Below are 18,888 nucleotides of genomic sequence, written 5' to 3'. Positions count from 1 at the left end.
GGTTCGCGGTGTTTCTCCCTGAGTTTCTCTGATTCCCACACGGTGCGCAGGACGGCGGGGTCGGCGCCGCAGGCTTGGGCGAACTTGCGGGTGAGCGTCCAGGTGGGGACGCGTTCGCCGGACAGAATGCGGGACATGAAGGAGGGGGAACAGCCGATACGGGCGGCGACTTCTTTGTTGGAGAGCTGTGCGGATCAGCATGGACAGGATGGGGGAGAGCCGGTTGTAGGCGGCGCCGGTGGAGGCGACGGGGGCGGACTGCTGTTCGGGGCCCTCGCCGCGGTCGCCGCCCGGGTCGCCGTTCTCCGCCGCGTTCTCGCTCTCGCCGGGCCGGGCTCGCTCTGCAAGCCCACCGCGACCAGGATGACAATCACCGGCGAGATCAACCTGCGCGGCCTGCCCGAGTTGCTGGTCACAGAGATCATCTTCGGTCTGCAGGAGCGGACCCGGTCCGGGGCCAAGACCAAGGACCACTCACTCAGGCCCTTGTGTGACACGGCCCGGCGCCAGCAGGTCGGATCGATCACCGAGATCGACCTCACGGGCCTGACCCGGCTGCAGTGCCAGCTGGTGGCCACCTTCACCACCAGCATCGACCGGCTCGGCGCGACGCCGGAGACCGAAACGCCTCAAGGACGTCTGGGACCTGGTGGTCTTCGGGATGGGAGGTCACCTCCGGTTCAGTGACATCAGCCAGCCCTGGCTGCGCGAAGCCGCGAAGGCATGGGCAGTTGAGGAACTCCCGCAGCGCCGCGGCAAGCGCGCACACACCACGGTCCAAAGTGGCATCAAGAGCCTGGCGAAGTTCTCGGAGAGCCTGCGGCTGCAGCGCGAGGACCACGGATTGGACCCCCGTCGCCTGGGCCGGTCGGACATCGTCGCCTTCCTCCACCGGCAGGCGTTCCTGCAGCAGGAGGGCGCCCTGTCGCGGACGGCCGCTACAAGCGGATCACCAAGTTCCGCCAGGTCCTGCGCCGCATGCGTTCCCTGGGACTGACCGGCCCCGGCCAGCCGCTGGACGGGCTGCCCGGTGACGTGGTCCTCAGAGAGGAGGACATCCCCGATGAGGCAGAGGATTCCGAGGCCGGCAAGGACCTCCCCCAGGAGGTCATGCGGCAGCTCTGCTCCCAGATGGACGCGCTCGATGCCATCGCGCCTCCGCACATCAGGATCGCAGTGGAACTGATCGTCGACACGGGGCGCCGGCCCCAGGAGGTCAGCTATCTGCGCTGGGACTGCCTCGCTGCCGATGAGGACGGCCAGCCGGTCCTCATCTACGACAACTACAAGTCCCACCGCCTGCGCCGGCGTCTGCCCATCGCCGCGGCGACCGCTGCGTTGATCACCCGGCAGCAGGAGAGCGTGCGTCGACGCTTCCCGAACACGCCCACGAAGGATTTGGCGCTGCTGCCCACGCAGATGCGCAACCCCCACGGCATCAAGACGATCAGCGAGGACCTGCTCGCCCAGTGGCACCGCACCTGGGTCACCGGACTGCCCGACCTCTACGTCAACGTCGTCGTGGAAACCGACGGGCGGCGCACGAATCAGCAGATCCCGTTCGACAAGGCGCGCGTCTTTCTCTACGCCTACCGTCACAGCTATGCCCAGCGCCACGCCGACGCCGGCGTCGCACCCGACGTGCTCAAGGAGCTGATGGACCACCGCCAGCTCAGCACAACACAGGGCTACTACCGGGTGGGCCAGCAACGACGGCGGGAGGCCGTCGAGCGGGTCACGGCCATGCAGTTCGACCGGCACGGCCGCCGGATCTGGCGCCAGGCCCAGCTCGTCCTGGACTCCGAGCACGCGCGCCGGGCGGTCGGCGAGGTCGCCGTTCCCTACGGGTTGTGCACCGAGCCGTCCAACGTCGCCGCCGGCGGCCACGACTGCCCCGTCCGTTTCCGCTGCGTGGGCTGCGGCCACTTCCGCACCGACGTCTCCTATCTGCCAGACCTGGAGTCCTACCTCGCCGACCTGCTGCGCAGCCGCGAACGCCTGGCCGCCTTCAGCGCCGATGACTGGGCCAAGGGCGAGGCCATGCCGTCCGACGAGGAGATCACCCGCGTCCGTCGCCTCATCAGCCGCGTCCGCGCCGACCTCGACGGCTCACCGACGAGGACCGCGCTCAGATCCAGCAAGCCGTCAAGGTCGTCCGCCGCACCCGCCAGGTCGTCTCTCTCGGCCTGCCCAGAGTCCGGCAGGCCCTGCCCGACCTGCGTCCCGAAAGGCCCACCGCGTGACCAGCCCGATGATCGAGGGGAAACGAGCCGACTCCGCCCGCCGCCGAGAACGCGTCCTCCAGGCCCTGGACGCGGCGCTGCGCAGCGGTCAGGACATCACCGTGTCCGGCCTCGCCCGCACCGCCCGTGTCGACCGCACCTTCCTCTACCGCCACCGCGACCTGCTCGAACGCGTCCACGCCGCGGCAACCACCCCTGCCGAGGCCGGCAGAACAGCGGCCGTGAGCAGGGCCTCGCTCCAGACCGACCTCGCCAACGCCCTGGAACGCAACACCCGGCTGACGGCGCGCGTCCGGCAGCTGGAAAAGCGCCTGTCCGAGGAGCTGGGCACGACGGTCTGGACCGAATCCGGCCTCGGTGCCCCGGCCGACCTCGACCAGCTTCAGCGCCGCATCACCGAACTGGAGCAGCAACTCGCCGATGTACGAGGCCAGTTGGAAGAACGAGCCGAGGATCTGGACGCAGCGCGCGCCGCCAACCGTGAACTGACCCGGGCGCTGAGTGTCACATCCCGAACGCCTGGTCGGGTAGGAGCAGAAAGTGATCAAGCATGAGATGCCGTTCGAGCTGACGTCACAGGTTGAAGATCAAGCCAGAGGTTGTCCGATCAGACAAGCATGCGAGTCGGATGTAGTCCGATCGGCCGTGACGTCTGGGCCCGGGCACGGTGAATCATCACCGTAACGCTGACCGATATGCCCAACTTCAGGACACCTCATGAACAGCATCGCCACGCATCCCACGCGGGAATCCGAACTGGTTGCCGCCTTGTATCTCAGCCGGCTCGACCACGAATCCCTGTACTCCAACGCCGAATTGCGCGAGGCCGTCTCTGAGACGACCGCGCGGCTCGATCTGCCCGACGCCGAAGCGCTTATCCGCCACTACACGAATGTCCTGCCGAGCGCCGGTGAGGCGAACAGCCGTGACTGCCGCGCCCGTGGCAAGTGGGCCTCGCGTATGGCGGCCGACCTGATGCCGGAGGCCAGGTGACGCACCGCACGTTGGCGGCTGGCCTCACCGCCGCCTTGGTCCTCTCCACACTCACTGCCTGCGGCAGTTCCGAAGCGTCGGGGGCCACCACCCTCACCGTGGTTGCCGCGAACTACGGCACCGGTCCCGACGACGACTCTCAGCATTATTGGGACCGTCTGGCCCGCGCATACGAGGCCAGGCACCCCGGCATCACTATCGACGTCAAGGTCTACGGATGGAAGGACATCGACACGAAGATCGCTGGCTTGGTGAAGGCGGGCCGGGCCCCCGACATCGCACAGGGCAGCATGTACGCCGACTACGCCGCGCACCACCAGCTCTACAGTGCCGATGAGCTGCTTCCCATCCGCACCCAGGCCGACTTCATCCGCCAACTCGCCGAGGAGGGCGAGGTGCACACGACGCTGTACGGGCTGCCCTTCGCCTCCAGTTCGCGCATGTTCTTCTGCAACAAGAGACTCTTCCGCCAGGCTGGCATTACCAAGCCGCCGCAGACCTGGGACGACATCAAGACCGACGCTCAGGCGTTGAAGACGATCGGTGTGAAGGTGCCGTACGGACTCCCGCTGGGTCCCGAGGAAGCCGAGGCCGAGGCCTTGATCTGGATGCTCGGGAACAAGGGCGGCTACACAGGTCTGGCCGGCAGCTACACTCTTGGCTCCCTCGCCAACGTCCAGGCCCTTCAATGGGTCAAGAACAACCTCGTCAGCCCTGGCCTCACTGGTCCCGCTGCTCCCGCCGAGACCAACCGCCAGGACGTCTTCAGGGCCTTCATCGCCGGGGATGCCGGCATGGTCAACGGCACGCCTCGGCTGCTTGCCCAGGCCGAGAGCGCAGGCATCGAGGTCGGTGTCGTCTCCGTCCCCGGGCGGACCGACCGTTTCCATCAGGCTTTCAGCGTCGCCGACTGGCTCATGGCCTTCAAACGGAACCATCACCGGGACCAGATCAGTGATTTCCTGGCGTATGTCTACAGCCCCACCAACACGCTCGCCTTCCTCGACGAGTACCGGATGCTGCCCGTGACGACATCCGCGTCCGACGTCATGACGAGGCACCAGGACTGGTACAAGGACCTCTGGCCATTCGTCAACCAGTACAAGGACCTCGGGGCCTTCATCGATCAGCAACCCACCACGGCCTACTACCCCTACGACAAGCCCTCCTGGGCCACTGTCATCGGCCAGCTCAGGAAGAACCTGGGCAAGGCGGTTGCGCCCGGTGGTGTGCCCGCCGACGTGCTGGAGGAACTGCAACAGCAGGCAGCGCAGTTGGACGCAGCGCCGATGTGAGGCCTCAGGGGCGGATGAGGCGCAGTTGGAGCCAGAGCGCGAGTCGCTCGTCGGGTTGGTCCAGGGGGAGGCCGAAGAGTTCGGTGGCGCGGCGCAGGCGGTAGCGCAGGGTGTTGGTGTGTACGTCCAGTCGGGCCGCCGCTTCGGCGACGTTGCCCACCGCGTCGAGCCAGGTGAGGACTGAGGCGACGAAGTCCGTTGCGTGCTCGGCGTCGTGGGCGGCCATGGCGGTGACGCCTGAATGCTGCAGGCGCGGTTCTCGGCTGAGTTCGTCGCCGACGCGGGCCAACAGCAACCGTGCCTGGATGTCGGTCAGGGTGGCGATGTGCGGGGCATCCGGGTACGCGGTGGTCACTCGGAGGATGTCGTCGATCTCCCGGCGCATCGTCGGCAGGGCGGCCGGGTCGGTGTCGGTGGGAGCGACGGCCGCACGGACGAAGTCACCGAAGGAGCCGCGCATCGCGGTGAGTGCGTCCTTGGCCAGCCGGGTCGCGGCCTGGGCCCCGCCGCCGGGCAGGAGGACATAGATCGCGCGGGAGGTCGTGGCGATGCTCGCGTCGGGTCGGAAGGGCACCACATAGCGGGACAGGGCGTAGCCGAGGTGGGCAGTCAGCGCGAGCAGACCTGTGGCGTCGGTGGAGGCGGCGAACCCGAGCAGGCCGAGTTCCGCTCTCGGCGGGATGGACAGCCGGAAGCTGGTCTCGTGAGTGGCCCACAGGCCGTCGAGTGCGCCCAGCAGTGCGCTCTCACGCTTGTGGAGTTCCAGCTCGGAGGCGTTGCGGCTGCGGAGGATGTGCAGGGCTGCCAGTCGAGCGCAGTCGACCAGGGCCCGTTCCCCTCGGGCATCGATGCCATTGGGGCTCTCGATCGCCCATATCGTCCCGAGGGGTTGCGTGCCGGCACGGATGGCGATCGCGGCCCGGGGCAGGGCCCCGAGCGCCTCGGGGAACCGGACCACGCCGTTGGAGGCGAGCACGACGCGATAGCGCTCAAGGTTGTGTTCGATCTCGGGAACTCTGCGGCTGAGGATCCCGTCACGACGCAGGGAGTCAATCCGCTGGTCCGGCAGGGACGAGTAGGCCATCACACGCCGGTCCAGATCCTCGACCGCCACCGATCCGCCGATGACGGCGCTGACGGCGTTGGCCAGAGTGAACAGCCCGTCTGCGGTGTCGGTCGTCGGTTCGCCGCCGACGCCCTGTGAGCCGAGGACGGAGAGCAACAAGGCGTCGAGGTGACGCCAGGAAACCTCGTCGGCCGTGACCAGCAGCGTCAAGCCGGACAGCTCCGCTTCGGCGACAAGCACGGAGGTGTCCGCTCCTCTGCGCTTGAAGACCATCGCGCTGTATCCGAGACGGGCGGCGTCCCGCACGAGATCGGCCGCTGCGGGCAGGTCGGCCCGCAGCCCCGGCATCAGCAAGCACTGGTCCGCGCCTGCCGACACGGGATCGGCCGGGTCGTGCAGGACGGTGCCCCGTACGGGACGCTCCAGCCCGCGGGGCGCGGCCAGCACGGTGAGGATCGGTGACCCGATGGTCTCCGTGAGATGACGGACGGTAACAATCCCGTCCTTTGTCCGATCAGACAATGTCATAGGTGAATCGTAGTCCAATCAGCCGTGCCCTCCGGGCCTGGCGGACTGAAAAATCGTCCTACCGCCCGCCACCTGACGGCTTCGGCGCGAACAAAGACGCTGAAATGCCTGATCTCAGTGAGGTTGCAGATCCGGTACACGGAGCTCGACTCACCTCACGTTTGTCGAATCGAACGGATACGCACCATGACCACATCTCGGCATGTCGCCGCAGCCGCACTCGCGGCCACGGCACTCCTCCTCACCGCCTGCAATGCCTCACCCGACGCCCCCGCGGCGAAGGGCGGCTCGTCCACCGTGCCGGTCGCCGCTGACGCTGCCGTCGCGAAGCTGCTCCCCGCACGTTTCAAAGGCGGGCTCGACGTGGCCAGTGGTGTCTTCCCTCCGATGGAAATGCTCGACTCCCAGCAGAAGTTCACGGGCTTCGACTACGACCTGGGACAGGCGCTGGCCACCAAACTCGGCGTCTCGTTCACGTTCAGGAACCAGGCCTTCGACAGCATCATCCCGTCGCTGCAGTCCGGCAAGCACGACATCATCATGAACGGGATGAACGACACGCCGGAGCGACAGAAGAGCCTGTCCTTCGTCGACTACTTCCACGCCGGCATGGACATCATCGTGAGGAAGGGCAACCCGGACAAGATCACCAACCTGCTCGATCTGTGCGGCACGTCCGTCGCGGTCGCCAAGGCCACCACGCAGGCCGATCTCATGAGAGCCCAGGCGCCGAAGTGCAAGGCCGCCGGGAAGCAGCCCATCACCGTGGTCGAACTGCCCACGGAGGGCGATGCCCTGGTCGCCGTCCGCGCGGGCAAGGCCACAGCCGACGTCCTCGACGCCGCGGTCGCCGAGTACACGGCCCGCACATCCGGTGACGGCAGGCAGTTCGAGGTCGTACACGACCCTGCTCACCCCACCGGGTACGCGCCGGTGTACACCGGGATCGGCGTGCTCCGCAAGAACCACGATCTCGTTCAGGCCCTGCAGGCCGCGCTGACGTCGGTCATCAAGGACGGCACCTACGACAAGATTCTGGCGAAGTACGGCCTGGCGCCCTACGGCATCAAGAGCGCGAAGGTGAACGCCGGATGACCGCCGCCGTCGACATGACCACCAGCAAACCGGCGACGCACGACGTTGCCGCCGTCCCACGGCGCTACCCCGGGCGATGGATCGCGGCGGCAGCACTAGTCGCACTGTGCGTGGGCTGGGTGGCATCGTTGTGGAGCAACCACAACATCGACCATCCCACGATCGCCGATTTCCTCTTCGACGGACGGATCATCCAGGGCGTCCTGCTCACGGTGGCGCTGACCGCCTGCTCAATGCTGCTGGCCACCGTTCTCGCGGTGATGCTGGCGGTGATGCGGCTCTCCGCGAATCCCGTGCTGCGCGTGGTGTCCTGGGCGTACACCTGGTTCTTCCGGGGCACTCCGCTGCTGGTCCAGATCGTGTTCTGGGGCTACCTCGGCCTGCTGTACGAACGGATCAGCCTCGGCGTCCCCTTCACCTCGATCCAGTTCTTCTCTGCCGACACCAACGCGATCGTGACCCCGTTCGTCGCCGGCCTGCTGGCACTAGGGATGAACGAGGCCGCGTACGCCTCCGAGATCGTCCGCGCGGGACTGCTCTCCGTCGACCACGGACAGGTCGAGGCGGCCTACTCGCTGGGCATGTCACCTTCGTACACCTTGCGGCGCGTCGTCGTCCCCCAAGCGATGCGGGTCATCATCCCGCCGATGGGCAACGAGACGATCTCGATGCTGAAGAACACCGCCCTGCTCCAGTTGATCGCGGTACCGGAGCTGTACACGCAGGCCAGCTGGATCTCTGCGCAGAACCTCAGCCAGGTGGAGCTGCTGATCGTCGCGAGCACCTGGTACCTGCTCCTCACCTCGGTGCTCTCCGTGCCCCAGTACTACCTCGAACGCCGCTTCGGCCGCGGCGCCAACCGTGCCTTGCCCATGACTCCATGGCAGCAGCTGCGCGAGGCGGCCGGCCAGTTCCGTGCCCGCGTAGCGCAGATCGCACACACCGATGCCCGCAGCAACCCGGCAGCTGCCAAGACGGAGGCCGACTCATGACCACCCACCCCTTGGTCGAGGCGCGGGACGTGCGCAAGCACTTCGGAGCGCAGCAAGTTCTGAAAGGCATCGACCTCCAGGTCCGGCGCGGGGAAGTGATGTGCCTGCTCGGGCCATCGGGGTCCGGAAAGTCGACCTTCCTGCGCTGCATCAACCATCTCGAGCGCCTCGACGGCGGCCGGATATACGTCGATGGCGAACTCATGGGCTACGAGGAACACGGGCCCCGGATCAGGGAAATGAAGCCGAGCCAGATCGCAGCCCAGCGTCGGGGCATCGGCATGGTCTTCCAGCGGTTCAATCTCTTCCCCCATCTCACAGCCCTGGAGAACATCACCGAGGCACCCGTCGGTGTCGCAGGCCAGGACCGCACGACTGCCCGGTCACAAGGCCGGGAACTGCTGGCGCGCGTCGGTCTCGCCGGCCAGGCCGGCGCGTATCCGGCCCGTCTGTCAGGCGGCCAGCAGCAGCGGGTCGCCATTGCCCGGGCACTCGCGATGGACCCGAAGCTGATGCTGTTCGACGAGCCGACCTCGGCGCTGGACCCGGAGCTCGTCGGTGACGTGCTGAACGTGATGCGCGACCTGGCGAGCAGCGGAATGACGATGATCGTCGTGACCCACGAGATCGGGTTCGCCCGTGAAGTGGCCGACCAGCTCGTCTTCATGGACGACGGCGTCGTCGTCGAGTCCGGCCCGCCGCACCACGTCATCAGCGACCCGCAGCACGAGCGCACGAGGGCCTTCCTCGACAGCGTCCTGTAGCCACCGGCCCCACGAAAGGCCTCCCTTCCGTGTTCGACCACCCTCACCGACCCCTGATCGGGGTCACAGTCGGGCGAGACGTGCCCGACCGTCCATCCGTCCTGAGACTGACCGAGAACTACGTCCACGCGCTGACAAATTCGGGCGCCATACCCGTGGTCATCACGACTGGCCTCGACACCGCCGCGATCCTCACCCTCGTGGAACGCGTCGACGGCCTGTTGCTGCCCGGCGGGGTCGACGCGCCCGACCCCCATCCCCGCCACTACGGCGAAGAGACGCAGCCCGCCACTGTCGTCGACGAGAACCTCGACGCACTGGAAATCGTCGCCATCAACCGTGCCACCCGCCTGGGCATGCCGATTCTCGGTGTCTGCCGGGGCTGCCAGATCCTCAACGTCGCCCTGGGCGGCAGCCTGATCCAGCACCTGCAGCCGGGCACGGTGAACCACCTCCCGCACCTGCCACTGGACTTCCAGACCCATGAACTCCGGCTGACAGCGGGTTCGCGCCTGGCCACGTCGGCGGGCGAAGAGCTGGTGCGGGTCAACAGTCTGCATCACCAGGCGATCGCCAGGACCGCCACCACCCTGCGGGTGGTCGGCACCGCGGAAGACGGTGTCGTGGAAGCCGTCGAGTCGACCGACCCCGACCAGTGGATCGTCGGCGTGCAGTACCACCCCGAAGAGCTCCTCCACCAACCGGCCCATCGTCGGCTCTTCGACGATTTCGTCACCGCCTGCGCCCACTTCGCGGCTGCTCGCACCACAGAACGGAACACCTCCCCATGTCTGCCATGAGCGAGCGGCGCCAGCGCATCCTGCGTGCAGCGGTACGAGAGCGCCTGCTGGACCCCGACAACACCCTGTTGGCCGCGTTCATCGACCTCGACGGAGTCGAGGACAGCGTCGCGGCCCTGCACAAAGCCTTCCCGGCCTCGGTCGAGGCCCGGCACACCTTCGCGGCGAAGGCGAACTGCTTGGTGCCTGTACTGGAAGAACTGCGCACCCTCGGCATGGGTTGCGAAGTGGCCAGCCCTGGAGAACTCGCGCAGGCGCTGGCCGCCGGCTTCACGCCGGAACAAATTGTCTTCGACTCTCCCGCCAAGACCCGTGCGGACCTTCGCCAGGCCCTTGACCTGGGAATCGCGGTGAACGCGGACAGCTTCCAGGAACTTGCCCGTATCGACGAGATCCTCGCCGCCCGCACCGCGCCCTCCGCCTCTGCGATCGGCGTACGCGTCAATCCGCAGGTCGGCGGCGGCGCAATCTCAGCCATGAGCACGGCCACCGCAACCTCGAAGTTCGGCGTCCCACTGGAGGATGAGGGAAGCAGGCATCGGCTGGTAGCCGCGTACCGTGACCGCCCATGGCTCACGTGGGTCCACGCCCACGTCGGATCGCAGGGCTGCACACTGGAGCTGATAGCCCAGGGCATCGCGAAAGCCGTGGCGTTCGCGGACGAGGTCAACGCAGCCTGTGGCCGACGTCAGGTGACCGGCATCGACATCGGCGGCGGACTGCCCGTCAACTTCGCCGACGATGAGACAACCCCCCGCTTCGACGACTACGTGTCCTGTCTCCGCACCCATGCCCCGGCCCTGTTCCGCGGGGACTATCAGATCGTCACCGAGTTCGGACGATCCCTACTGGCCAAGAACGGCTTCACCGCAGCTTTGGTCGAGTACACCAAGGCCTCCGGCGGACGTCAGATCGCCATCACCCACGCCGGGGCCCAAGTCGCCGTACGGACCGTGTTCGTGCCCGACGCCTGGCCTCTCCGCATCACCGCCCACGGCCCCGACGGATCCGTCAAGGACGGAGATCTCGTGGCTCAGGACATCGCAGGCCCCTGCTGCTTCGCCGGCGACTTGCTCGCCCGGGCCCGCCCCCTGCCCCTGCTGGCGCCCGGCGACATCGTCGCCCTGCTCGACACCGGCGCCTACTACGCATCTACCCCCTTCCACTACAACAGCCTGCCCGACCCCGCAGTCCACGGCGTGCGCATAGGCCCGGACGAGCGCGTCCGCTTCCGGCCCCTGCGACGGGCTGAGACCGTCCAGCACATCCTCGCGCGAACCGGCGGGTGACGTCGTGGGGCGGCAGCCGGAGGCACCGCCCCACTCCCGTGTTACGGGCCAGGTGCCAGAGCATCACGGTGATCGACGCCGGGTGATAAGCACTTCCATGTGAACCGTTCCGGCTTTGATCGAGACTCTAGGTCGTGACTGTGACCTGGGATTTCGTGGTTTCGCGGTAGTACTTGTTCTCGTATTCGGCGGGTGGGATGTGCCCTATTCCACCGTGGAGCCGACGGTGGCAGTACCAGCCGACCCATTCGGCCGTGGCCAGCTCGACCTGGGAAAGCGTCTTCCAGGGCCGAGGAGGCTTGATCAACTCGGTCTTGAACAGGCCGATCGTGGACTCCATCAGGGCATTGTCGTAGGCGTCGCCGACCGATCCGATCGACGCGGCGATGCCTGCGCGGTCGAGGTGCTCGGCGAGCGCGGACGATGTGTATTGGGCGAGTTCAACTGGTGGTTGCAACACCGGGATGTTCTAGCGAGCGTAGCTGTTCCTCGAACACCTCCGCCGGGGTCTTCCAGCCGAGGATTTTGCGGGGCCGGTTGTTGATGGCCAGGGCGACGGCTTCGAGGTCCGCGGACGACCACCGGGAGAGGTCTGTGCCTTTCGGTGCCTCTGTGTTTGTCAAGGTGTCTGGTGTGGTGGCGTAGGCTCGGTTTCGGCGGGTCCGGGAAGTGACTTGTCCGAAGAGTCGGCCGTCGGGGTTGGGCTGACCGCGCAGGATGCTGTAGTCGCCCTCGTTTGTCCTCCTGGGCCCGTCGTTCGGGTGCGGCGGCGTTCGTCGCCGACCATCGTGCGCCAGACGTGATCAGCCAGGCGGCGCTTCAGGCAGCGCTGTGCTTCCCTGGGTGTCTTGCCTTCTGCGATTTTGGCCTGGAAGTAGGCGTGGCCCCGGGTGCGGGCATGCGGATCTGCGTGATGGCCACGGTGTGGAGTGCCGCGTTGAGCTGGCGGTCGCCGCGCCTGGACAGGCGGTGGTGTGCCCGGCCGGCGCTGGCTATCTCGATGGGGGCGGTGCCGGCGTACTGGGCGAAGGCGCTGGCAGTTGGGAAGCGGGTGGGGTTTCCGGTCCGGCCCAGGAGGCGGGCGGCGGTTATGGCTGCGATGCCCGGAGTGTCGGTCAGTCGGCTTCCGGACTCTGCGACCAGTGCGGCCATGGCTTTGGCGTTGTCTTTCAGCTTCACGTCCCATGCGCGGACCTCGGTGATCAGGTCGGCGGCGAGGGCGTGGCGGGTGGTTTCGGCGGGGCCGACGGGGACGACCGTCTCCAGCAGCTGCTCGGCCTTGGCCGCGGACAGATCGCGTGGCGCCCCTCCGGGCAGGAGAGCTCGCAGCAGCGCGTGGAGTTGGTTGACCGCGCGGACTCTGGACTGGGCGAGGTTGCTGCGTCGTTCGTCCAGTAGAGCCAGTGCGTCCGTTGAGTTCTCGGGCTGCACTGGTCGCGCGTCGCCCTGGACAGCGGCGACGCAGGCCGCCGCGGCGGCATCGATGCGGTCGTTCTTGCGGCCTGCGCCGCGGGAGAGCTGGCGGACACGAGCCGTGGCGCTGGGCTGGACGTCGACGACCTGTTCTCCCCGGGCGAGCAGCCACGATGTCAGGTGGTGTCCCAGGCCCCTGGCGTTCTCGACGGCCCATCGCCGCTGGGGCCACTGGCGGGCCCAGTCCAGCATGCGCTGGTACTCCTGGAGAGTCCCGTCGATGCGGATCGATGCCTGATCGCGGCTGCTTCCGGGATCGACGGCCGTGGCTGTGTGGGTCGACTTGTGCGGATCGATGCCGATCAGCATCATCGGCGGTCCTCTTCTCGGGCGTCGGGTCGGTGGAATCCGCAGCTGACATCCCGACTTCGAGAAACGTGGGGTGGCCGGTGCTCATGCCTCTGTTGAGTCAAGCCGCGAACGGATACCAGGCAGGTCGACACACCCAAAGAGAGCCAGCCCTTGCGGGCGGCAGGAAGTACTCGAGTCAGCCTGCCCGGCGTCCTGCGGCACGTTACGGGCGGCCAACCCGATCACGAACACCGCTACCCCAATACAAGTCGGAAGTACTGACGCAGCAGCCCGTTCGTGTTCTCGTTCGTAGGGCGCTGCCAGGGCGAGTGCGGATCGGTGAAGAACACCTTCGTCCCGGTATCGAGGGCGAACTGGGCATGGCCGGAGAGTTCCTTGCCCCGGTCCCAGGTCAGGGTCTTGCGCAGCTGCTCGGGCAGCTGTGCCATCGATGTGGTGAGCGCCGCGTTCATCGCGATCGCGCCGTAGCCCCCGAGTGAGGTGCCGTTCTTCACCGGCGGATTCTCGCCCCAGCCTTCGAGCCGGGGCAGGTGCACCAGGAGTGTGGAGCGGCTGCTGCGCTCGACGAGCGTGCCGATCGCGGAGCGGCCGGTCCCGATGATCAGATCGCCTTCCCAGTGTCCGGGGACCGCGCGGTCCGCGGCCTCGGCGGGGCGTTGGCTGAGGACGACGTCCTCGGTGACATGCCCTTGCGGCCTGTTCTGCGACCGTGCGCGGGGAGTACGCAACGCCCGGCCGGTCCGCAGACACGCGACCAGCTCCCGTTTGAGCGCACCGCGGCCCTCGATGAACAGCGCCTGGTAGATCGCTTGTGGCTGATGCGCATGGACTCATCATCGGGGAAATCGACGCGAAGCCGCTGCGAGATCTGTTCCGGGCTCCATGCCATCGCCCATCTTCTGTCCTGCCGGTGCGGCTTGTTCAGCCCCTTCCACGCGGGCGTCTTGGGCCCGGTGACGATCGAGCCGTCGGGACGACGGACACTGCCGGCGAGCCGTTCCTGCACGTATTCACGCAACCTGTCGTTGCCCGCGAGCTTGGCCGCCTTCGGGCGCTTCGCGGCCTGCTGAGCCTTCCACTGAGCGACCGTGGCCCGGTACTCCTGCTTCCCGCTGCGGGTGGCGGCGTTGCGGCGCAACTCGCGCGAGATCGTCCCCGGATCACGTCCGATCGCGCGGAACTCCGCAAGCTCGTGCAGATCTACGCCGAGAACGTCCGCCAGCTCACCGTTCGGAACGAAGAGCTCGAACGGGAGTTGCAGGTGAGCATCGGGGTCCGGCGACTGCGCCCGAAGGGCTAGTACGGCGCGGCGTCGCTGATCGCGTCCGCCAGATCAGTCAGCCGCCCGGCAAGCTTCGGGAAACGGTCCTGTCGCTTCACCCAGGCTCCAGCGCTGCCGATCTTCTGGATCTTGAGGGCTTCGAGCACCTTCTTCTTGCTCGCCGGGCTCTCGTGAGCCGCGAAGTTCCGCAGGGCCACGAGCTGGTCAAGCGCATCCCTGAACTTCGTGTCCTTTACCGTCACGGTCAGGTAGTGGTCGGGCGGCATGAACTGCTTGAGGACCTTGATCAGGCCGTCGCGCCCCCTTGAAGTCGAAGTATCCGCCGCCCGTCACGAGGTACTCGCACACCTCGTCGGTGAGGTGCTTGGGGAACTTGATCCCGGTCTGTGCGGAGATCGTCCCGGTGTCGTTGTTCACCGCGCAGACGATGCACTCAAGCATCAGGTACTCGAAGGCGACGGCGGTCTTGACCAACGCAAGCTCATACGTCCAGGTCATCGCCTGGTCCGTGAGCTTCGCGTCCTCGGCCTCCCGGGTGAACTCAAGGATGCGGTCGATCTCGCTCTTGAAGGCGTTGGCAGCGTATTTTGCGCTCTTCTTTCGGCTCACGAGTGAACACTAGGCCGGAGTACCGGGGCGCATGCACCGGGTTCCGACCCAGCGGATGCGCGAGTCCCTGGCTGGCGGGAACGGCGCCCTGGGGCACCAACTCCGCTACTGCTCAACCTAGATGGCGCTGGTCCCTGTAGTGGAACGCATCCTCGCCGGCCCACTTCCACCAGCCTTCCCACACCTCGGAGGCTGGATCCACCGACGAAGCGGGAAACGCTAGAGCGTCGAGGCCGGTACTGCCCGCGAAGAGCCGCCCGTCGGGACCTGCGGAGACGCGGCGGTGTGCCCCGTCGGCCGTGGCGACGATGTACGGGAAGCCGTTGCGGACGTCGCGCGCCACCTGGACAGCCGACTCCGTGAACGCCCATTGACCGCGGGAGCCGTTGTCGGTGTACCCGCAGTACACCGTGGAGTCCCCGGACGGGAAGCTGTACTGAATCGTCCGCCGAATGCCAGCCGGAGACTTCGCCTCGGCCCTCCGTCGCACCTCAAGGTGGATCTCGGCCCGACCGGGCTGATCCGGGTGACGCCTCTCGTAGCCCACCGGGCCGGAGTACGGCTTCAGGGGGAAGAACTCCAGCTCGCCAGTCTTCGGGTCCCTGCTCGCAAGGGTCGGGTCGCACCGGTTGAGGAAGGCGAAGGCGTCGAGCAACGTCTCGATCACGAGCCGGCCACCGACCGCCTCCCGATACGCCTCCTCGTTCCCACTGCTCGCACGAACGGCCTCGGGCAGCTCGTCATACAACTTCCAGAAAGGGAAGAGGCGGTATCCGGCGGTTCCCCCGAACACCTCCTCGGGTGATACCTCGACAACTCCAGCAGCATGGGTATCGGCGTTCCGCAGGAGGGTGAGTCCCCGGACCGCATGCCCTTGAACGTCTGCGTTTCGCGTCGCCTCGTACCGCTGCCAACCCTCAGCGCGATTGTCGTGACCTTGGCTGCGCTGGATCACCTCAAGGTCGAGGGTGCGAATGGCCCCCAGCGCCGAGCCGATCTCCATCTCGATGGGTTCGGTGTCCACCTCCATGCCGTGGTCGCGGCACAAGGTTGTTGAGGTCGTGGCACTGGCCTTCCAGATGCGCGAGATGTCGAGCGCCAGCGTGCGCATCTTCAAGCGCCCCTTTGCGTGCCGACCCGGATCAGTCACGGGGAACATCGCGGTGGGCTCCGAACTCATGGCGCTCTCCCAAGGGACTCCGCCGCTAGGCGAAGACTCCAGGATAGGCAGATCCCTTGCCTTGAAACGGGTTTACCGGGGGTGCTGGTGTCCCGGGGTTGTTGTCGCACCCCAGCCGTTACACGACGCCCGGCACCCTGGCGGACAAACGGACAGATCTAACGTCCCCTCATAACTTGATCCCGTACGCCCACGACGGACCCATCGGCAGCTGCGTCACGGGCCGCGCGAGCGCGACGTCCACCGGCCACTCCATAGGAACAGCCTGCGGCGGCTGACCGGTGGCCGCGCGCCGTCCGGTAGCCGGTGTGGCGTGATCGCAGGGAAAGTACTCGCTGTGCAATCCCGCCAGCAGCGATACTGCGGAGCAATGAGGAAGGGTGACCCGCCAGTGGCCTTGGAGTTCGATACGCGCCGCGCCCCCGTACGCGCCTCGCACTATCTGGAGTTGGTGAAGGCCGTCCGCGCGGCGAGTGCAGCGGACGAGTCGGACTGGCTGGAGTGGAAGTCGACGCTGGACTTCCGGCCGAAGAACAAGGCGGACAAGAGCGCCCGCGCCCACTTGGCCCGCGCCATCATCGGCTTCGCCAACCGTCAGCCCGACAGTGCCCTGCGCAACGTGGAGGGACATGGGTTCCTAGTCGTAGGGGTCGATCCGAAGGGCTACTACGGCGTTGACGAGATCGACAGCGTTGATCTGGAGCCGTGGATCAACGAGTACGTCGGCGACGGCATCGACTGGCACCCCACCTACGTCCACGTCAGTGAGGAAGGGCATGACCGGCTCCCGGTCCTGATCATCACCGTCAGCCCGCCGAAGTGGGGCGACCCGATCTTCTGTATCCGCAAGGAGATCCCGCCGCCCCCTCGCAGCGAATCGGGCCAGCCGAAAGACAAGGACACGATCCGCGAAGCAACGGTCTTCGTTCGACGCCATGGCCGGACGGATCGTGCCAGGGCCGCTGACATCGACCGCCTGGGCGAGCGCCTCCTGCGCAAGCAACAGGCGTTCGACCTGACGCTCACCGTGAAGGAGGGCGCCGTGATTCCCGTGACCGTCCCGGACGACGACCTGGAGAAGGTCATCGAGGGGGCACGCGCGGGCCTTCTCAGGCACCTGCCGCCTACGGCACCGGTCGCGGATTCCCAGCCCTTGGACCTGCGTCTGCAGGACATCAAGCTGGAGGTCACGACCGGAATGAAGCCGGACCCGCGCGGGCGTGACGGGTACCTGGCAGAGGTTGAGCTGTATCTGGAGAAGCTCCGGCGGGCCGTCCCGGAATCGCTGGCCGAAGTGGCCGCGCTCACCTTGCCGGGCGTCGAGCTGCGCCTCCGCAACGACACACGCACGCATCTGAAGGACGTGGAGGTCAGGTTGGCTATGCCAGAGGGCGTGCTTGCTCTGGTTCCGGTGGAAGACCGGGGACGAAACGAGTCCTTTCTACGCGGCCTGCTCGAAGCCCCCCGGCCTTACGGCCCTGTGCATCCGCGGCAGTGGATGGCCTCATTGCCGTCTTCCTTCCGATCAGGCATCTCCCCGGTCGGGATGCCGAGCGTAATTCCACCAGGGTGGGACATCGAAGTCGAAGGGACGACGGTCGTCTTCCCGGCGCAGGACGTGCGGGTTGGGTTGTCGATCGATCTGACGTGGTTCGTAGCGGTGACCAAGCACCCGTTGTCAGGGACGCTGACCGTGCCCTGGACTGCCACGGCTACGAACATGGAGGGCGCCGCACAAGGAACTGTGTCCCTGCCGATCGCCCCGGAGCGGTCGCTGCTCTCTCTCATCGCGCGCCTGGACGGCGCTAACAATGAGCACCGGAACGAGCACTGAGTTGAGGGCTCCTCAATCTACGCCTGCCTACGTGAGGGGGACCCCGCGGCGTCAACTCGACTGCGGGTAGCGTCCCAGGTCATGTACATCGATCTCGACGCCGCTCAGGCGTGGGAGCAGCTACGGGCCAGCCGCTGGAATCCACTGGGCCGCGCCGACACAGGCTCCCGCCGCAAGACCTACACGGCCGCCCTCGAATAGCCGGAGCAGACGTTCCAGGCCGCCGCCACAATGGGAACCGAGACGCGTCCCATGCAGATCCCCACGATCGAGCTTCGGTCGAATTAAGTGGGCTGTGGCGTCTGTGGGCGCTAGCTTGAGGTGATGATCAACCTGCAGGTTCGTCACGAGTCCGGGACTGTGATGGCCGGTTCTGAGCACGGCGTCGTCTGGGACAAGTCGCTCGCAGAGATCGAACGGTCGCAGTTCCCGATGCTCGCCGGTGTCTGTCCGTTCGCTGACACTGTTTTCAACACCTGGCAGATTCGCATGCTGCTGGAGGAGTTGGGACGTCTGCCCGACGGGCGAGGTGGCCCATGGGTTGATGCGGTGCGAGCCTTGTGCCGGACAGCTGAGGAAGGCCCTCACCGATACGTCTGGTTCGTTGGGGACTGACCGCGCGCCTTTCCTCTGTCGACACCCCACGCCGAAGCTGCGCCTGTACCTCGACGGCTACGACGTCCATGACCCGTGGGAGGACGCCTACACCGCGTTCCAGGACTGCGTGGCAGTCATCGAACGCGGTGCTGCCCGGCACCTGCCCTAGCCTGCTCAGCCGCCTCCAGGACCACATCCACAAGCCGGTCAGCCGCATCCGGACGGCCGTGTGCACGGGCCCGCTCCGCCATCGCCTGCCGCAGGTGGGCATCGACCAGGAGCGGGCTCAACGCGTCCCGCATCCGCTCGCCACTCACCTCGCCCTCCAGCGCGACCGCGGCCCCGGCCTCCTGAAGGTGGCGCGCGTTGTGGGCCTGCTCGTTGCCTGCCGAGGTGGCCAGCGGGACGAATACGGCCGCCTTGCCCAGCGCGGTTAGCTCTCGCCACCGGCAGCGATCCCAAACACCTCACCGACCTGTTCGGTCTCAGCATCCGCGCCGCCCTGCGCTACACCGGTACTCCCACCCACCCCGGCC

General features: G+C 67.0%; 19 protein-coding genes and 4 pseudogenes. 12 read left to right on the top strand and 11 right to left on the bottom strand.

Annotated elements, in window-relative coordinates; translation table 11 throughout:
- A pseudogene (locus tag EHS43_RS48920) lies at positions 1–137 on the bottom strand (XRE family transcriptional regulator); the annotation flags it as partial.
- Between EHS43_RS48920 and EHS43_RS46455 the strand changes: the two are divergent.
- Positions 136–687 carry a hypothetical protein gene (locus EHS43_RS46455; RefSeq protein WP_125191278.1) on the top strand — a complete coding sequence of 184 codons (552 nt, stop codon included), beginning with the start codon at positions 136–138 and terminating at the stop codon, positions 685–687. The pseudogene EHS43_RS48920 and the gene EHS43_RS46455 sit on opposite strands and share 2 nt — an antisense overlap.
- Here EHS43_RS46455 and EHS43_RS46450 read toward each other — a convergent pair.
- The gene (locus EHS43_RS46450; protein ID WP_185806258.1) at positions 670–1,926 is read right to left on the bottom strand and encodes a hypothetical protein; all 1,257 of its coding nucleotides are present in this window, start codon (positions 1,924–1,926) and stop codon (positions 670–672) included. The genes EHS43_RS46455 and EHS43_RS46450 overlap by 18 nt on opposite strands.
- Positions 1,927–2,239: 313 nt before the next feature.
- On the opposite strand from EHS43_RS46450, the gene EHS43_RS15020 reads away from it, so the two are divergent.
- From EHS43_RS15020 to EHS43_RS15010, 3 genes are all read left to right on the top strand, one after another.
- Complete coding sequence (locus EHS43_RS15020; protein ID WP_260470540.1) at positions 2,240–2,797, top strand: DUF6262 family protein; 558 nt, start codon at positions 2,240–2,242, stop codon at positions 2,795–2,797.
- Between the two features lie 163 nt (positions 2,798–2,960).
- Positions 2,961–3,236: a hypothetical protein gene (locus EHS43_RS15015; RefSeq protein WP_125191277.1), complete on the top strand. Its 276-nt coding sequence runs from the start codon at positions 2,961–2,963 to the stop codon at positions 3,234–3,236.
- Positions 3,233–4,531, top strand: coding sequence for an ABC transporter substrate-binding protein (locus tag EHS43_RS15010; protein ID WP_125191276.1), 1,299 nt, complete (start codon positions 3,233–3,235; stop codon positions 4,529–4,531). Before EHS43_RS15015 ends, EHS43_RS15010 begins: the two co-directional genes overlap by 4 nt.
- A 4-nt stretch (positions 4,532–4,535) precedes the next feature.
- On the opposite strand, the gene EHS43_RS15005 is transcribed toward EHS43_RS15010, so the two are convergent.
- Positions 4,536–6,125 carry a PucR family transcriptional regulator gene (locus tag EHS43_RS15005; RefSeq protein ID WP_125191275.1) on the bottom strand — a complete coding sequence of 530 codons (1,590 nt, stop codon included), beginning with the start codon at positions 6,123–6,125 and terminating at the stop codon, positions 4,536–4,538.
- A 186-nt stretch (positions 6,126–6,311) separates the two neighbouring features.
- On the opposite strand from EHS43_RS15005, the gene EHS43_RS15000 reads away from it, so the two are divergent.
- From EHS43_RS15000 to EHS43_RS14980, 5 genes are read left to right on the top strand one after another with little or no spacing between them, the layout of a single operon-like run.
- On the top strand, positions 6,312–7,220 hold the full coding sequence (locus EHS43_RS15000) for an ABC transporter substrate-binding protein (protein ID WP_125191274.1): 909 nt from the start codon (positions 6,312–6,314) through the stop codon (positions 7,218–7,220).
- Positions 7,217–8,212: an amino acid ABC transporter permease gene (locus tag EHS43_RS14995; protein ID WP_125191273.1), complete on the top strand. Its 996-nt coding sequence runs from the start codon at positions 7,217–7,219 to the stop codon at positions 8,210–8,212. Before EHS43_RS15000 ends, EHS43_RS14995 begins: the two co-directional genes overlap by 4 nt.
- The gene (locus tag EHS43_RS14990) at positions 8,209–8,976 is read left to right on the top strand and encodes an amino acid ABC transporter ATP-binding protein (protein ID WP_125191272.1); all 768 of its coding nucleotides are present in this window, start codon (positions 8,209–8,211) and stop codon (positions 8,974–8,976) included. Before EHS43_RS14995 ends, EHS43_RS14990 begins: the two co-directional genes overlap by 4 nt.
- Positions 8,977–9,005: 29 nt before the next feature.
- Positions 9,006–9,776 (top strand): gamma-glutamyl-gamma-aminobutyrate hydrolase family protein, encoded by a 771-nt coding sequence (locus EHS43_RS14985; RefSeq protein WP_125191271.1) that lies wholly within the window; start codon positions 9,006–9,008, stop codon positions 9,774–9,776.
- Positions 9,764–11,065 (top strand): diaminopimelate decarboxylase, encoded by a 1,302-nt coding sequence (locus EHS43_RS14980; protein WP_125191270.1) that lies wholly within the window; start codon positions 9,764–9,766, stop codon positions 11,063–11,065. Before EHS43_RS14985 ends, EHS43_RS14980 begins: the two co-directional genes overlap by 13 nt.
- A gap of 127 nt (positions 11,066–11,192) precedes the next feature.
- Here EHS43_RS14980 and EHS43_RS14975 read toward each other — a convergent pair whose 3' ends face one another.
- The 7 genes and pseudogenes from EHS43_RS14975 to EHS43_RS14945 form a co-directional block, all read right to left on the bottom strand.
- A complete protein-coding gene (locus tag EHS43_RS14975) occupies positions 11,193–11,525 on the bottom strand; it encodes an integrase core domain-containing protein (RefSeq protein WP_185806256.1) in 333 nt (110 codons plus the stop codon).
- A pseudogene (locus EHS43_RS14970) lies at positions 11,506–11,670 on the bottom strand (IS30 family transposase); the annotation flags it as partial. The pseudogene EHS43_RS14970 and the gene EHS43_RS14975, both read right to left, overlap by 20 nt.
- A gap of 214 nt (positions 11,671–11,884) precedes the next feature.
- Positions 11,885–12,850, bottom strand: a complete 966-nt coding sequence (locus EHS43_RS14965; protein WP_260470539.1) for an IS110 family transposase — start codon at positions 12,848–12,850, stop codon at positions 11,885–11,887.
- 251 nt (positions 12,851–13,101) lie between these two features.
- Positions 13,102–14,048, bottom strand: a pseudogene (locus EHS43_RS14960) (IS30 family transposase); the annotation flags it as partial.
- A gap of 98 nt (positions 14,049–14,146) precedes the next feature.
- The gene (locus tag EHS43_RS14955; protein ID WP_125191268.1) at positions 14,147–14,374 is read right to left on the bottom strand and encodes a hypothetical protein; all 228 of its coding nucleotides are present in this window, start codon (positions 14,372–14,374) and stop codon (positions 14,147–14,149) included.
- Entirely contained in the window at positions 14,337–14,741 is a 405-nt protein-coding gene (locus tag EHS43_RS14950) for a hypothetical protein (protein WP_125191267.1), read from the bottom strand. Before EHS43_RS14950 ends, EHS43_RS14955 begins: the two co-directional genes overlap by 38 nt.
- A 112-nt stretch (positions 14,742–14,853) precedes the next feature.
- Positions 14,854–15,852 carry a hypothetical protein gene (locus EHS43_RS14945; RefSeq protein ID WP_125191266.1) on the bottom strand — a complete coding sequence of 333 codons (999 nt, stop codon included), beginning with the start codon at positions 15,850–15,852 and terminating at the stop codon, positions 14,854–14,856.
- A gap of 460 nt (positions 15,853–16,312) precedes the next feature.
- Between EHS43_RS14945 and EHS43_RS14940 the strand changes: the two genes are divergently transcribed.
- From EHS43_RS14940 to EHS43_RS46445, 3 genes are all read left to right on the top strand, one after another.
- Positions 16,313–17,755: a helix-turn-helix domain-containing protein gene (locus EHS43_RS14940; protein ID WP_125191265.1), complete on the top strand. Its 1,443-nt coding sequence runs from the start codon at positions 16,313–16,315 to the stop codon at positions 17,753–17,755.
- 324 nt (positions 17,756–18,079) lie between these two features.
- Complete coding sequence (locus tag EHS43_RS14935; protein WP_125191264.1) at positions 18,080–18,370, top strand: hypothetical protein; 291 nt, start codon at positions 18,080–18,082, stop codon at positions 18,368–18,370.
- Positions 18,360–18,521 (top strand): hypothetical protein, encoded by a 162-nt coding sequence (locus tag EHS43_RS46445; protein WP_185806255.1) that lies wholly within the window; start codon positions 18,360–18,362, stop codon positions 18,519–18,521. Before EHS43_RS14935 ends, EHS43_RS46445 begins: the two co-directional genes overlap by 11 nt.
- On the opposite strand, the pseudogene EHS43_RS14930 reads toward EHS43_RS46445, so the two are convergent.
- Positions 18,487–18,792, bottom strand: a pseudogene (locus EHS43_RS14930) (glycosyltransferase); the annotation flags it as partial. The gene EHS43_RS46445 and the pseudogene EHS43_RS14930 sit on opposite strands and share 35 nt — an antisense overlap.
- Positions 18,793–18,888: the final 96 nt, after the last annotated feature.

The organism is Streptomyces sp. RP5T (assembly GCF_003933965.1).
Taxonomy (GTDB): domain Bacteria; phylum Actinomycetota; class Actinomycetes; order Streptomycetales; family Streptomycetaceae; genus Streptomyces.
Note: the sequence above shows the minus strand (reverse complement) of the source record. Positions and strands in the feature narration are given on the sequence as shown.